11 protein-coding genes and 4 tRNA genes are annotated in these 14,149 nt (G+C 66.0%); 14 read left to right on the top strand and 1 reads right to left on the bottom strand.

Annotation, left to right across the window (positions count from 1 at the left end; genetic code table 11):
• From AC1DIQ_RS08840 to AC1DIQ_RS08805, 8 genes are all read left to right on the top strand, one after another.
• The gene (locus AC1DIQ_RS08840) at positions 1-423 is read left to right on the top strand and encodes an ExbD/TolR family protein (RefSeq protein WP_019183376.1); all 423 of its coding nucleotides are present in this window, start codon (positions 1-3) and stop codon (positions 421-423) included.
• Entirely contained in the window at positions 420-2,168 is a 1,749-nt protein-coding gene (gene msbA, locus AC1DIQ_RS08835) for a lipid A export permease/ATP-binding protein MsbA (protein WP_152151472.1), read from the top strand. Before AC1DIQ_RS08840 ends, msbA begins: the two co-directional genes overlap by 4 nt.
• The gene (gene lpxK, locus AC1DIQ_RS08830) at positions 2,168-3,190 is read left to right on the top strand and encodes a tetraacyldisaccharide 4'-kinase (protein WP_478049876.1); all 1,023 of its coding nucleotides are present in this window, start codon (positions 2,168-2,170) and stop codon (positions 3,188-3,190) included. Before msbA ends, lpxK begins: the two co-directional genes overlap by 1 nt.
• A gap of 66 nt (positions 3,191-3,256) precedes the next feature.
• The gene (gene kdsB / locus AC1DIQ_RS08825) at positions 3,257-4,030 is read left to right on the top strand and encodes a 3-deoxy-manno-octulosonate cytidylyltransferase (protein ID WP_478049875.1); all 774 of its coding nucleotides are present in this window, start codon (positions 3,257-3,259) and stop codon (positions 4,028-4,030) included.
• Positions 4,031-4,076: 46 nt separating this feature from the next.
• Complete coding sequence (locus AC1DIQ_RS08820; protein WP_478049874.1) at positions 4,077-5,492, top strand: hypothetical protein; 1,416 nt, start codon at positions 4,077-4,079, stop codon at positions 5,490-5,492.
• Positions 5,489-7,336, top strand: coding sequence for an excinuclease ABC subunit UvrC (gene uvrC / locus AC1DIQ_RS08815; RefSeq protein WP_121041696.1), 1,848 nt, complete (start codon positions 5,489-5,491; stop codon positions 7,334-7,336). The genes AC1DIQ_RS08820 and uvrC overlap by 4 nt, the downstream gene beginning before the upstream one ends.
• Before the next feature lie 9 nt (positions 7,337-7,345).
• Complete coding sequence (pgsA, locus tag AC1DIQ_RS08810; RefSeq protein WP_121041698.1) at positions 7,346-7,969, top strand: CDP-diacylglycerol--glycerol-3-phosphate 3-phosphatidyltransferase; 624 nt, start codon at positions 7,346-7,348, stop codon at positions 7,967-7,969.
• A gap of 46 nt (positions 7,970-8,015) precedes the next feature.
• Positions 8,016-8,091, top strand: a tRNA-Gly gene (locus AC1DIQ_RS08805).
• Positions 8,092-8,251: 160 nt separating this feature from the next.
• Here AC1DIQ_RS08805 and AC1DIQ_RS08800 read toward each other — a convergent pair.
• Positions 8,252-8,878 (bottom strand): hypothetical protein, encoded by a 627-nt coding sequence (locus AC1DIQ_RS08800; RefSeq protein WP_183073774.1) that lies wholly within the window; start codon positions 8,876-8,878, stop codon positions 8,252-8,254.
• Between the two features lie 526 nt (positions 8,879-9,404).
• Between AC1DIQ_RS08800 and AC1DIQ_RS08795 the strand changes: the two genes are divergently transcribed.
• From AC1DIQ_RS08795 to AC1DIQ_RS08770, 6 genes are all read left to right on the top strand, one after another.
• Positions 9,405-9,480: transfer RNA gene (locus tag AC1DIQ_RS08795), tRNA-Gly, on the top strand.
• Between the two features lie 146 nt (positions 9,481-9,626).
• Positions 9,627-9,702, top strand: a tRNA-Gly gene (locus AC1DIQ_RS08790).
• Between the two features lie 77 nt (positions 9,703-9,779).
• Positions 9,780-9,853, top strand: a tRNA-Cys gene (locus AC1DIQ_RS08785).
• A gap of 42 nt (positions 9,854-9,895) precedes the next feature.
• Entirely contained in the window at positions 9,896-11,485 is a 1,590-nt protein-coding gene (locus tag AC1DIQ_RS08780) for a DUF7125 family protein (RefSeq protein ID WP_282261186.1), read from the top strand.
• Positions 11,475-13,529: a hybrid sensor histidine kinase/response regulator gene (locus AC1DIQ_RS08775; protein ID WP_478049873.1), complete on the top strand. Its 2,055-nt coding sequence runs from the start codon at positions 11,475-11,477 to the stop codon at positions 13,527-13,529. Before AC1DIQ_RS08780 ends, AC1DIQ_RS08775 begins: the two co-directional genes overlap by 11 nt.
• 150 nt (positions 13,530-13,679) lie before the next feature.
• Positions 13,680-14,141 (top strand): BLUF domain-containing protein, encoded by a 462-nt coding sequence (locus tag AC1DIQ_RS08770; protein WP_282261190.1) that lies wholly within the window; start codon positions 13,680-13,682, stop codon positions 14,139-14,141.
• Positions 14,142-14,149: the final 8 nt, after the last annotated feature.

Genomic DNA, 14,149 nt, shown 5'->3' with positions numbered 1-14,149 from the left:
ATGCGCATCCGCAATGACCGGATCCAGGACGAGCCGCATATCGATCTGGTTCCCCTGATCGATGTGATCCTTGTCCTGATCATCTTCTTCGTGGTCACCACCACCTTCGATGCGCGCTCGACGTTGCAGCTGCAGTTGCCGACCGCCAGCCAGCAGGACACCACCGAGCCGCCGCGCTCGCTGAGCGTGCTGGTCAATGCCGAGGGGCGTTACTTCATCAACGACCAGGAAGTGCTGCGCACCGACGTCGAGTCGGTCAAGCAGACGATTGCCGCCGTCGCCGGCAGCGATCGGGAACAGACCGTGCTGTTGCGCGCCGACGCGCGCACGCCTTACCAGGCTGTCGTCACGGCCCAGGATGCTCTGGGCCAGCTGGGCTTCCGCCGCATCGCCATCGCTACCGCGCCGGAGGTGCGTCCATGAGCAAGAAACATTCCCCCGTCTGGCCGATCTACAAGCGCCTGCTCGGGTATACCGGTGCCTATTGGGTGTTCATGGTCGCCGCCGTGGTCGCGATGGTGGTCGAGGCCCTGGCCGGTTACAGCTTCACCAAGCTGATGGAGCCGCTGGTCAACCGGGGGTTCGTCAACCCGGAGCCGCGGATGGCGGTGATCCTGCCGCTGACCATCCTCGGGTTGTTCATGATGCGCAGCCTGGCCACCCTGGTCAGCGATTACGCGCTGGCCCGCACCGGGCGCAGCGTGGTGCGCGACCTGCGTGAGCAGGTGCTGGAAAAGTACCTGCATCTGCCGTCTTCGCATTTCGATGCTGAAGCCACGCCGGTGATGGTCAGCCGCCTGAACTTCGATACCGAGCAGGTCACCCAGGCCAGCGCCGATGCGCTCAAGACCCTGGTGGCCGATACGCTCACCATCATCGCCATGCTGGTGGTGATGCTGCAGATGAGCGTCAAGGTCACGATGGCGATGCTGGTGGTGGTGCCACTCATCGGTGTGATCGTCTCGATCGTGGGCAAGCGCTACCGCCGGATCAGCCGTGGCATCCAGGACGGCATGGGCGGCATGGCGCAGACCGCCGAGCAGTCCCTGGCCGCGCAGCAGGAAGTGAAGGTGCATGGCACCCAGGCGCACGAGATCTCGCGCTATTCCCGTCTGGCCAACCGCATGCTCGGCCTGAACATGAAGGTCGAAACCACGCGCGCGCTGGCCTCCAGCACGGTGCAGTTCCTGGCGGCCTTGGCGCTGGCGGTGATCGTGTGGGTGTCGACCCGCGAGGCGCTGGCCGGCAAGCTCAACGCGGGCCAGTTCATGGGCCTGATGACCTCGATGATGGCGATCATTCCGTCGCTGCGTCGCCTGACCAGCGTGCAGACCTCGATCTCGCGCGGTGTGGCCGCGGCCGAGCGCCTGTTCGGGATTCTCGATATGCCCGTCGAGCGCGACGAAGGCATCCAGAGGATCGGCCGCGCACGGGGCGAGCTCGCCTTCGAGCACGTGATGCTGCGCTATCGCGAGGACACCGGCATCGCGCTGGACGACATCAGTTTCGTGGCCAAGCCGGGCACGGTGACGGCAATTGTCGGCCGTTCCGGCAGCGGCAAGACCAGCCTGATCCGGTTGGTGCCGCGCTTCTACGAACCCAGCGGTGGCCGCATCACGCTGGATGGGGTGGCGCTGGACGATTACCCGCTGGCGGACCTGCGTCGCCAGGTAGCCATGGTTGGGCAGAAGGTCATGCTGTTCGATGACACCGTGGGCGCCAACATCGCCTACGGCATGGACGCGACCGAAGCGCAGATCCGCGCCGCGGCCGAAGCGGCCAACGCGTGGGAGTTCATCGCGCGCATGCCGCAGCAGCTGCAGACGCCGGTCGGCGAGAACGGTGCGCTGCTCTCCGGCGGCCAGCGTCAGCGCCTGGCGATCGCCCGCGCGATCCTGCGCGACGCGCCGATCCTGATCCTGGATGAAGCCACCGCCGCGCTCGACAACGAGTCCGAGCGCCTGGTGCAGGATGCGTTGCAGCGCCTGATGCCCGAGCGCACGACGCTGGTGATCGCGCACCGTCTGTCCACCATCGAACATGCCGACCAGGTACTGGTGATGGACCATGGCCGCATCGTCGAGCGCGGCACGCACAACGAACTGCTGGCGCTGGGCGGCCTGTACGAGCACCTGCACAAGATGCAGTTCCGCGAAAGGCAGCCTTGATGGCAGGCAAGGGCACGCACACGCCGTCGTACTGGTATGACGGCAGCGCCATTCCGTTCCTGGCACGCTTGGCGTCACCGTTGTACGGTGCGGCGATCGTGCTGCGCAGGATGGCGTATCGCCGTCGCTGGCTGAAACGGCATTCGCTGCCGGTGCCGGTGGTGGTGGTCGGCAACGTCACCGCCGGTGGCACCGGCAAGACCCCGCTGACGATCGCCCTGGTCAACCGCCTGCGCGAAGCCGGCTGGAAGCCGGGGGTCGCCAGCCGTGGGTATGGCCGCGAGGATGCGGGCACCCCGCGCTGGGTGCTGGCCACTACCGATACCGCGATCGGCGGCGACGAGCCGGTGCTGATCGCCTGGAAAACCGGTGTGCCGGTGCGGGTGGATGCGGATCGTGTCGGGGCCGGCAAGGCGCTGGTCGAGGCGGGCTGCGACATCATCGTCTGCGATGACGGCCTGCAGCATTACCGGCTGGCGCGCGACATCGAAATTGAAGTGGTCGACGCCCAGCGTCGCTACGGCAACGGCCGGCTGATTCCCGCCGGGCCGCTGCGCGAGCCAGCCAGCCGTGCGCGCGACTGCGATTTCCGCGTGGTCAACATGGGCCAGGCCAGCGAGGGCACCGAAGCGCAGACCGCCTGCGGCTTCGGCGAATGGCCGATGCAGCTGCGCATCGACAGCGCACAGCCGCTGCAGGGCGGCCGCGCGCGGCGCCTCTCGCATTTCCAGGGCCAGCGCGTGCATGCGGTGGCCGGTATCGCCAATCCGCAGCGCTTCTTTGACATGCTGCGCGCGCATCGCATCGGCGTGGTGCCGCATGCCTTCGCTGATCACCATGCCTACCAGCCGTCCGATCTGCGCTTCGGCAGCGAACTGCCGGTGCTGATGACCGAGAAGGACGCGGTCAAGTGCAAGGCCTTCGCGACCGAATGGCACTTCGCCGTGCCGCTGTCGGCCGAGTTGCCGGCGGCGTTCTGGATCAGCCTGCTGGACCGCGTCGAGAAACTCGGCAAGCGTTGACGGGCCCGGTGCCGGTTGCGGCACACTGACGCCCGGACTGCATTCCTTTCGTACAGGTCATCCCCCATGAGCGCTTCCGTCGAGTTCGTCGTCGCCATTCCCGCCCGTTATGCCGCTTCGCGGCTGCCGGGCAAGCCGCTGCGCCTGCTCGGCGGCGAGCCGCTGGTGCTGCGCGTGGCGCAACGCGCGCTGCTCGCCGGCGCGCGCGAGGTGTGGGTCGCCACCGACGATCAGCGCATCGCCGAGGCCCTGCAGGGCCTGGCCGAAGTGCGCGTGGCGATGACCTCCACCGAGCACGCCTCCGGCACCGATCGGCTGGCCGAGTGCGCCGCACAGGCGGGCTGGTCCGATGACACCCTGGTGGTGAACCTGCAGGGCGATGAGCCGTTCGCCCCGGCCGAAGGAATCCGCGCGGTGGCCGAAGCCCTGGTCTACAGCGATGCGGAGATGTCCACGCTGGCCACGCCGGTGGAAGACGCGGACACCCTGTTCGACCCGAACGTGGTCAAGGTCGTGCGCAAGCAGAACCTGGATGCGCTGTACTTCAGCCGCGCGCCGATTCCGTGGCACCGCGATGCCTTCGCGCGCTCGCGCGATACGCTGCCCGGCCCGCACTGGCTGCGCCATATCGGCATCTACGGTTACCGCGCCGGCTTCCTGCGCCAGTTCGCCGCGTTGCCGGCCGGCACCTTGGAGCAGCTGGAATCGCTGGAGCAGCTGCGTGTGCTCGAAGCGGGGCACCGCATCAGCGTGGCGCTGACCCCGGCCGAGTTCCCGCCCGGCATCGACACCCCGGACGATCTGGCGCGCGCCGAAGCCTGGTGGGCGGCACACCCGTGACCGTGGCACGACGGTTGCATGACGCCGAGTCCGGCATAATCGGGGCATGAACGTCCAGCCCGTCCAGGATCTTCCCGAATTCGCCACCTGGCTCAACGCCAAACCGACCACCCTGGCCGAGTTGCAGGGTCGGCCGGTCGTGCTGGCCTTCGTCAACGCCGCCTCGGTATGGTGCGCGCAGCGGCTGGCCGAGCTGGCCCAGTGGCAGTCGCGCCACCCGGGCAAGCTGCAGCTGCTGGTGCTGCAGGTGCCACGTTTTGATGGCGAGCGCGATCCCGATCAGTCCCTCAAGCTGCTGCGCCGTCAGGGGCTGAACGCACCGGCCCTGTTGGACGCGGAATGGGATGGCTGGCGACGCTTCGGCGTGACCGCATGGCCGACCCTGGTCCTGCTCGATGCCCAAGGGCGCGAGCGCGAGCGTCTGGTCGGTCTCGGCGGGGAACTGGAACGCTCCCTTGCTGCGCTGTGCGAAGGCAGCTCGCGGCCGTCCGATGAGGACCTGCACGGCGCCCGTGAGCTGAGCCCCGAGCCGCGCCTGCCGCTGCGCTTCCCGACCGGGTTGGCGGTGACCACCGAGCGCCTGTACATCGCCGATACCGGTCATCACCGCGTGCTCGAGTGCAGCCATGGTGGCCGCGTGCTGCGCCAGTTCGGCATGGGCACCGCCGATTTCATGGATGGCGACCAGGCCCAGGCGGCCTTCCACCATCCCCAGGGCCTCGCGCTGGAGCGCGAATGGCTGTACGTGGCCGACACCGGCAACCATGCCCTGCGCCGCATCCATCTGCTCTCCGGCCAGGTCGATACGCTATGCGGCACCGGCCGCCCCGGCGAACCGATCGAAGGGCCGGTGGCCGATCCGCGCCACACCGTACTCAACCACCCGCAGGGCCTGGCCGTCGCCGACAACCAGATCCACATCGCCATGGCTGGCGACAACCGTATCTGGAGCTATCACCTTGGCCAGCGCAGCCTGCAGTGGCGCGCGGGCAGTGGGGCGATCGACGAGCGCGACGGCAGTGGCCACGTGGCCGCGTTCGCGCAGCCGTGCTCGGTCGCGGCGGTCCAGCAGGTGCTGTACGTCTGCGATGCGCTGGGCTCCTCGATCCGCGCCATGCAGTTGCGTGGTGACCTGGTGCAGACGCTGGTCGGGCAGGGGCTGTGGACCTTCGGCGAACAGGACGGCCCGCGCACCTCGGCACTGCTGCAGTACCCGCAGGCAATTGCCCTGAGTCCGGATGCGCCGCTGCTGTGGATCGCCGATGCCGGCAACGGCCGCCTGCGCACGCTGCGCCTGGGCGGTGGTGAGCTGAGCACGCTGGCGTTACCGCGCCGCCTGCACGGCCCGGCTGGCCTGGCACTGGGTGGTGGCGCGGTCTGGATTGCCGAGACCGATGCCCATGCCGTGCTGCGATTCGACCCCGTCAGTGGTGTCCTGAGCGACGTGCCGATCAACGAATGACTGTTTCTTCCGCCCCCGCCTTCGATGGCAAGGCATTTGCGGCCCACCTGAGCACCGCCCCCGGCGTGTACCGCATGTACGCTGCCGATGACACGCTGCTGTATGTCGGCAAGGCGCGTGCGCTGCGCAACCGCGTGGGCAGCTATTTCAACGGCACACCCAAGACCACGCGGATCATGTCGATGCTGTCGCAGGTCGCGCGCATGGACGTGACCGTGACCCGCTCGGAGGCCGAGGCGCTGCTGCTGGAAAACCAGCTGATCAAGTCGCTCTCGCCGCGCTACAACGTCTCCCTGCGCGACGACAAGACCTATCCGCACGTGCTGCTGACCCGTGAGCAATGGCCGCGGATCGCGCTGCACCGTGGCCCGCGCGCGGTGCCTGGGCGTTACTTCGGCCCGTACCCCGGCGTCACTGCCGTGCGCGAAACGCTCAACCTGATGCACAAGCTGTTCAAGCTGCGCAGCTGCGAAGACAGCGTGTTCCGCAACCGCTCGCGGCCCTGCCTTCAGTACCAGATCGGCCGCTGCAGCGCGCCCTGCGTGGAGCTGGTGGCACCGGAGGATTACGCCGAGTCGGTACGCCGCGCTTCGATGTTCCTGGAAGGCAAGAGCGACCAGCTCGCGCGCGAGCTCGGCACCCAGATGCAGACCGCCAGCGAAGCACTGGAATTCGAGCAGGCCGCGCGCCTGCGCGATCTGATCGCCTCGCTGCGCAGCATGCAGACCCGCCAATACGTGGATGGCCGCGCGGCGGATCTGGACGTGCTCGCCTGCGCCACCCAGGGCGCCAGCGCCTGCGTGCTGCTGCTGGCCTTCCGTGATGGCCGCAACATGGGCACGCGGCCGTTCTTCCCGCGCACCAATGGCGAGGAGAGTGCCGATGAAGTGCTGGGCGCGTTCGTCTCGCAGTATTACGCCGAGCACGCCCCTCCGCGCGAGATCCTGCTCGACCGCGAAATCCCGGATGCCAGCCTGATCGAATCGGCCTTGAGTGCCTCGGCCGAACACAAGGTGCAGCTGCGCTGGAACGTGCGCGGTGAGCGCGCCGGCTACGTGGAACTGGCCGCACGCAACGCGCAGATCACCCTGGTCACCGAGCTGGGCAGCCGCACCGCGCAGCACGCGCGCAGCGAAGACCTGCGGCAGATGCTCGGCCTGACCGAGCAGGTCAAGCGCGTGGAGTGTTTCGATATCAGCCACACCATGGGCGAAGCCACCGTGGCCTCGTGCGTGGTGTTCGATGCGGCCGGACCGGTGCGCAGCCAGTACCGCCGTTTCAATATCAGCGGCATCGAGCCCGGCGATGACTATGCGGCCATGCACCAGGCGATCGAGCGGCGCTTCCGCCGCGCGGTGGAAGAGGACGGCGTATTGCCGGATCTGCTGCTGATCGACGGCGGCGCCGGCCAGCTGGCCCAGGCGCAGTCCGCGCTGGCCGATCTGGGCGTGGAAGGGGTGATGCTGGTCGGCGTGGCCAAGGGTGTGGAGCGCAGGGCAGGGCATGAAGCCCTGGTCATGCCGGACGGCCGCGAACTGCGCCCGGGTGCGGCCTCACCGGCGCTGCAGTTCATCCAGCAGGTGCGTGACGAAGCCCACCGCTTCGCCATCACCGGCCACCGTGGGCGCCGCCAGAAGGCCCGGATGACCAGCAAGCTCGAGGATATTCCTGGCATCGGCCCGCGCCGGCGCGCCAGCCTGCTCAAACATTTCGGCGGCCTGGTCGGCCTGAAAGCCGCCGGCGAAGCGGAAATCGCGAAAGTGGACGGCATCAATGACGCCCTCGCTGCGCGTATCTACGCTAACCTTCATGGACTGCCCACGCCCGACGCGGCGGGCGAGTAGAGAGACGCAATGAAGTTGACCCTCCCCACCTGGCTGACCCTGCTGCGGATCGTGATGATCCCCGTTCTGGTGCTGGTGTTCTATCTCCCCTACAAGTGGACCAATTTCGCCTCGGCGGCGATCTTCGGCCTGGCTGCGCTCACCGACTGGCTCGACGGCTGGATCGCCCGCCGCTACGACCTGCAGTCCGCGTTCGGCGCCTTCCTCGACCCGGTCGCGGACAAGCTGATGGTGGCCGTGGCGCTGTTCCTGATCGTGCAGGGCCACCCCACCGCGTGGATGGCGGTCTGGGCGGCAGTGATCGTCGGCCGTGAAATCGCCGTCTCGGCACTGCGCGAATGGATGGCGGAAATCGGCCAGCGGGCCAAGGTGCGTGTGGCCGTGATCGGCAAGGTGAAAACCACCGCGCAGATGGTCGCGCTGCTGTGCCTGCTGTACTCGGTCGCACCGCACACCCCGATGCAGGACATCTGGATGGGCACCGAGGTCTTCCACATCGGCGACTGGACCCTGGCGATCGCCTCGATCCTGACGCTGTGGTCCGGCCTGCAGTACCTGCACGCGGCGTGGCCGAGCCTGCGCGAAGACGAGCGCCTCGCGCGTGAGAACACCAAAGCAAAAAAGAGTGCGTGAGGGCTGTTGACAGGGATGCATTTGGCTGTAGAATTTCGCCTCCCAAGCGGGAATAGCTCAGTTGGTAGAGCGCAACCTTGCCAAGGTTGAGGTCGCGAGTTCGAGTCTCGTTTCCCGCTCCAGATACCGCATCCCATCGTGATCCGTCCCGATGCGATGCAACGAAGAAAGCGACCTTCCGGGTCGCTTTTTTCGTTTGTGTGCCGTGCCTCGCGCATGCATCTGCATCATGGGTTCACTCCGTCAGCACCGCAGCGCGGTCGGCCATGGCGGGCCGGGCGACTACTCAGGCTGAGGCCGCTCGGGTGTCTCGCAGGAGTCGTCTACCCAGAGTCGTTGATGTGCGATGCGAACGCAGCGGGGATAAGGGCCATCCATGTCGAGCGCCTGAAATCGAGCCACCCACGGATGTGCCATTGGTTCCACGGCTTCCTGTGGCCAGTCGCCCAGGTCTGCGATCACTGCAATGGAACGTAAGCAGCTGTCGAGCAGCAGTCGGTCGAGCAAGGCCAGTCGGTTCGCGCGGAGTTCGATCAGCAGCACCTGGTCTTCCCGCCCCGAACCGCAGTAGGCCATCGGACGGGCGGAATTGGATGACGTGCGTACGAACAGCGTTACGCCCGGACCGCCCTCCAGCATGAAGGCGCTGCGGTTGATCGGAAACACGGTATCGGCCTGCATCAGCACCCGTCGCAGGTCGGCATCCACGGAAATGGCCCGACGTCTCCCCGACATCCGCTGCGCGTGTACGTGCTTGTCGCTGGCCGAGATGCTCAGGTGGTGGCCATCGGGCAGCGGGAATACGAGCGTCACGGGGGCGGCTATCGCCGATGCGCTCAATAACAGTCCCGTACAGGTGGCGGCCATGCGCGCAGGGCAACATTGAATGTAATGGAGTGCAGACAGCATCAGCCTGGTGCTGCTGCCAGAGGTGTGTGCCATGGGTGTCGGAGTCTTCAGGTGTGGGGTCCGCTGCATTGCATGCATCAGACGGCGTTGCACTCCCTTTGACAATACAACTTGTGGGAAACGTGCAACCAAACGCCGAACCTGCCGTGGCGGCTCGCCGGTGAGCTGCGCCCCAGTGGAGGGGCCTGCAGTTGCACCCGTCCTTCGCCCAGGACAGGGTGAAGGGGGTATTCGACGGGCGCCGGCTGCGCGAGGGCGTTGCGCTGCACTGGACGTGCAAGTCCGGGGGCGCTTCGGCGCGTCAACGTCTGGCAAGCCGGACATGGGGACTTTGTGCGGGAGCAGAACGGGGGAAGATGTCGGAGGCCGCCGTGACCGCCCGGTGGGAAACCACACCACGTTGCGGCGAAAAGGATGTTGACGACGTGAAGGAATTCCGACAGAATAGCGCTCCTTCGACGCAGGTCGAGGGGCCGACAGCCTCCAGCGCCTCAGGGTGCGGTGCGGTCGGGGCAAGCGAAAGTCTGCGGGAATAGCTCAGTTGGTAGAGCGCAACCTTGCCAAGGTTGAGGTCGCGAGTTCGAGTCTCGTTTCCCGCTCCAGATTTCGACAGGGCCCCCTTGGGGCCTTGTTTTTCTCCGCGGTGGCACGCGGGCATCCAGTCCGGAAGCATCGGCCGGGATGTGAAAAAAAGTGTGAAAAAGCTGGTGTGTTTCGAGTGGTTTCGGTAACATACACGCTTGATTTTGCGGGAATAGCTCAGTTGGTAGAGCGCAACCTTGCCAAGGTTGAGGTCGCGAGTTCGAGTCTCGTTTCCCGCTCCAAATCCTGACCAGGCCCCGTTCTCGGGGTCTTGTTTTATCGGGGCACGCAACACGCCTTCGATGATCGTAGGGTCACCGGCCTGGTGGCAGAGTGGTCATGCAGCGGACTGCAAATCCGCGTACGCCGGTTCAATTCCGACCCAGGCCTCCAAATGGAAAGTAGCCCAGAGCCCGCGAAAGCGGGCTTTGTGCGTTGTGGGCCTCCATTCAGTTTCGGAGGCCAGAGCCGACAGGGCCTACACAACACGCTTCGTATGCTGCGGCCGTCCACTTTGGCAGCCTTATGCAGACACAAAAAGCACGCGTAGCGACGGGTATCGAAGGCCTCGACAGCATCCTCGGCGGGGGCTTCCCGCAGGGGCGGCTGTACCTGCTGGAAGGACCGCCAGGCTCCGGCAAGACCACGCTGTCCCTGCAGTTTCTGCTGCATGGGCTGAGCAAGGGCGAGCGCTGTCTCTACATCACGCTCTCCGAGACGGCTGACGAGCTGCGCGAAGTTGCCAATGCTCACGGCTGGTCCTTGGATGGCCTGGACCTGTTTGAGCTGGCCTCGGCCGAGGAAGCGCTGGGCGACGGACGGATGCAGTCGGTACTGCACTCCTGGGAAGTCGAGCTGGACGAGACGGTCAAGCTGATCCTCGGCGAGGTGGAGCGCATCAAGCCGCATCGGGTGGTGTTCGATTCGCTGTCCGAGCTGCGATTGCTATCGCAGGATCCGCTGCGTTATCGCCGCCAGATCCTCTCGCTCAAGCAGTTCTTCGCGCCCAAGAGCGCGACCGTGGTGCTGGTCGATGACATGACGGCCTCCGGTGAGGAGCGCGATGGCCAGCTGCACAGCCTCTGCCATGGCGTGGTGTCGCTGGAACGCCTGACACTGGATTTCGGCCCGGCGCGCCGCCGGATGCATGTCCAGAAACTGCGCGGGGTGAACTTCACCGCCGGCTACCACGACATGACCATCCGTGAAGGGGGCCTGGAGGTCTTTCCGCGGTTGATCGCCTCGGACCACCACGCCACATTCAACGGCACGCCCATCAGCAGCGGGGTCGGCGAGATCGACAGTCTGCTCGGCGGCGGTCCGCTGCGGGGCACCAGCACGCTGTTGACCGGCCCGGCGGGCAGCGGCAAGACGAATGTGGCGCTGCAGTACGTCTGGGCGGCCTGCGAGCGCGGTGAGCACTGCTGCATTTTCGAATTCGATGAGCGCATCGGCACCTTGCTGGCCCGCGCCGAGTCGCTGGACATCGATCTGAGCAAACACCTGGCGTCGGGCCTGCTGGAAATCCTGCAGGTCGATCCGGCCGAGATCTCACCGGGCGAGTTCGCCTGGAACATGCAGCGTGCAGTCGAGGAGCGCCAGTGCCGCCTGCTGGTGATCGACAGCCTCAACGGCTACGTCACCGCGATGCCCCAGGAAAAGCAGCTGATGCTTCAGCTGCACGAGATGCTGTCCTATCTCAACCAGAAGGGCGTGGCGACCATCCTGATCAATCCGCAACACGGGTTGGTCGGCACGATGTCGACCGGCAATCTCAACGTCTCCTACATCGCGGACTCGGTCGTGTTGTTCCGCTTCTTCGAATCGCAGGGGCGCATCCGCAAGGCGATCTCGGTGATCAAGAATCGGGGCGGTGCGCACGAGAATACGATCCGCGAGCTGAAGATCGATGGTAAGGGAATTTCGCTGAGCGCCCCGCTCAATGAGTTCAAGGGCATTCTGACCGGCACGCCGGAATTCGTGGGCAATACGGCGCATCTGCTCGGCCACACCCGTGCAGAGTGACTCCGTTTCCGGTGTGGTGCATATCTTTGCGCCGTTCGGGCGCGATGCGCCGAGCATTGCCGGCGTACTCAATGCCGCCGGGCTGCGCACCGCGATCCACGAGAGCCTGCCAGGGCTGGCCGCCGCGCTTGATGATGACGTGGGCGCTGTGGTCGTCACCGAAGAGGCGGTCGCCAAGGGCACCGCCGCGTTGCTGGAGCCCTTGGCCAAGCAACCGTCCTGGTCGGATATTCCCGTCATTCTGCTGCGGTCGCCCCGCTCGCAGAAGCGCCCCTTGGCCGATCCTGGCCTGCAGTTGTCGATCAACATCATCGAGCTGGACCGGCCGCTGGGCAGCAGCTCGCTGCTCAGCTCCGTGCGCAGTGCGCTGCGTGCGCGCGACAAACAGTTCCTGGTCCGTGATCAAATGCGGGCGCTGGCCGATGGCCGTGCCGCACTGGAGCGCAGCGAAGCAGAACTGCGCCTGGTGGCCGATGCGATGCCGGTGCTGATCGCCTTCATCGACCGTGACCTGTGTTACCGCTTCGCGAACAAAGCGTATGAGGCCTGGTTCGAGCGTCCGGTATCGGCCGTGATCGGCAAACGCGTGCCGGAGGTCGTCGGGCAGGAGGTCTGGCGCACCCGCCGCCCGTTGATCGAACGTGCGCTGGCGGGCGAGCACATCGTGTTCGAGGCCAACTGGCCGTTCAGTGACGGCCGCCGGCGCGACAGCGAGATCCGTTATTCGCCGCGCTGGGATGCAGACGGCGCGCCGGATGGGTTCCACGTCTTCGTCACCGATATCACGGCCTCCAAGCTGGCCCTGGAAACGAGTCAGCAACATGCCTCGGACCTGGAGGCGATGGTGGCCGAGCGCACGGCGGAGCTGGAGCGGCAGATGGCCGCGCGTGAGGCCAGCGAAGCGGCCCTGCGCCAGTCGCAGAAGATGGATGCCATCGGGCAATTGACCGGCGGCATCGCGCACGACTTCAACAACATGCTGACCGGCATCCTCTCCTCGCTGGACATCATGCGCATGCGCCTGGACATGGGGCGCATGGAAGGGATGGAGCGCTTCCTGGATGCGGCCACCGCCTCCAGCCAGCGCGCGGCGGCCTTGACCCAGCGTCTGCTGGCGTTTTCGCGACGCCAGTCGCTGGATTCGAAGACGGTGGAACTCAACGCGCTGGTTGGATCGGTCCAGCACCTGCTGCGCAGCACGCTGGGCGAGAAGATCCGCATCCAGATGGCGACCAGTGACGCGCCGCTGCGCGCCAACCTGGACAGCAACCAGTTCGAAAGCGCGCTGCTGAATCTGGCGATCAATGCACGTGACGCGATGCCTGAAGGGGGTGAACTGATACTGCGGACCTCGCACGTTTTCGCCGCCGAGGGCGAAGTGCCGACCATTCCGGCAGGCGAGTACGCCGTGGTATCGGTCTCCGATTCCGGTACCGGCATGCCACCGGAGGTGGTCGAGCGGATCTTCGAGCCGTTCTTCACCACCAAGCCGATCGGCAAGGGCACGGGCTTGGGTATGTCGATGATCTACGGCTTCATGCAGCAGTCCGGCGGCCACATCACGGTCGATTCCACGCCAGGGCAGGGCACCACGGTAGCGTTGTTCATGCCGGTGGTGCACGACGCCGCCGAGGACGACGGTGCACCGAGCGCACAGCCAGTGTCGCTCGGCGCCGGGCAATCGATCCTGGTGGTGGAGGACGACGAGCAGGTGCGCATGCTGGTCACAGTGGTGCTGGAAGACCTCGGGTATACCGCCGAAGTCGTGGGTGATGCCGATGGCGCAATTCCGATCCTCGGCTCATCCAAGAAGATCGACCTGCTGATCACCGACGTCGGACTGCCCGGCCTCAACGGACGCCAACTGGCCGAAATCGCGAGGCAATCGCGGCCCTCGTTGCCGGTGCTGTTCATGACCGGCTACGCAGAGAAAGCACAGGAGCGCTCGGCATTCCTCGATAACGGCATGGCGATGATCGCCAAGCCATTCCTGCTCGATGCGTTCAGTGAAGCGGTACGAAGCGCGATGGCGGGACATCGGTAATCCCGCGGGGCCAGGCGTGTGCCCTGTCCGGCGAACGCGTGCAGGACGGGAGGCGCTCGTTTCAGGTATGTTCTGAATGCTTCAGGCAACGGCTTTATTTAGATACCTGAAAGTGCCAGCATAGTGCTTTGAAATCGTCGGAGTTTACCCATGCCCCTTTGCGCGATCGCGTATGTCAGCGACGTTGCAGGCCCGCTGTCTGCGGAGCATCTCGACGCACTTGTCGAGGATGCCATCCGCTTCAACAGCCTGGCCGGGGTCACCGGTGTGCTTCTCTGCGATGGCAATCGTTTCCTGCAGTACTTCGAAGGCCCGGATGACGGGGTGTCGGCAGTACACGAGCGCGTACTGCAGGCCCGCAGCCATCGGAACATCCGCAAACTCGGTCACGCCCGCGTGCCTGCGCGCTACTTTCCTTACTGGAGCATGCGCTGGCTGGGCGTGGAGCCGACCTTGGTCGAGACTTTGTCTGCCGGGGAGTGGGAGGCGTTTGCCGATCGCGCCGCGGGCGGACCGCCGGCAGACAGTGCCATGGAGCGTCTGATGCAGTTCGTCGCGCCGCACCTGCCCGAGCGCGCGGGTATGCAGGAGAGCCGCTCGGCGGCTGAGTGAGATTGCCC

The organism is Stenotrophomonas sp. 05L413, assembly GCF_056397945.1.
Note: the sequence above shows the minus strand (reverse complement) of the source record. Positions and strands in the feature narration are given on the sequence as shown.

What these genes read in the sequence shown, in the direction of transcription:
- kdsB (WP_478049875.1), top strand. Translation starts at nt 3,257, where the DNA reads ATGAGCGCTTCCGTCGAGTTCGTCGTCGCCATTCCCGCCCGTTATGCC.
- AC1DIQ_RS08820 (WP_478049874.1), top strand. Translation starts at nt 4,077, where the DNA reads ATGAACGTCCAGCCCGTCCAGGATCTTCCCGAATTCGCCACCTGGCTC.
- AC1DIQ_RS08840 (WP_019183376.1), top strand. Translation starts at nt 1, where the DNA reads ATGCGCATCCGCAATGACCGGATCCAGGACGAGCCGCATATCGATCTG.
- uvrC (WP_121041696.1), top strand. Translation starts at nt 5,489, where the DNA reads ATGACTGTTTCTTCCGCCCCCGCCTTCGATGGCAAGGCATTTGCGGCC.
- AC1DIQ_RS08800 (WP_183073774.1), bottom strand. Translation starts at nt 8,878, where the DNA reads ATGCTGTCTGCACTCCATTACATTCAATGTTGCCCTGCGCGCATGGCC.
- msbA (WP_152151472.1), top strand. Translation starts at nt 420, where the DNA reads ATGAGCAAGAAACATTCCCCCGTCTGGCCGATCTACAAGCGCCTGCTC.
- AC1DIQ_RS08770 (WP_282261190.1), top strand. Translation starts at nt 13,680, where the DNA reads ATGCCCCTTTGCGCGATCGCGTATGTCAGCGACGTTGCAGGCCCGCTG.
- pgsA (WP_121041698.1), top strand. Translation starts at nt 7,346, where the DNA reads ATGAAGTTGACCCTCCCCACCTGGCTGACCCTGCTGCGGATCGTGATG.
- lpxK (WP_478049876.1), top strand. Translation starts at nt 2,168, where the DNA reads ATGGCAGGCAAGGGCACGCACACGCCGTCGTACTGGTATGACGGCAGC.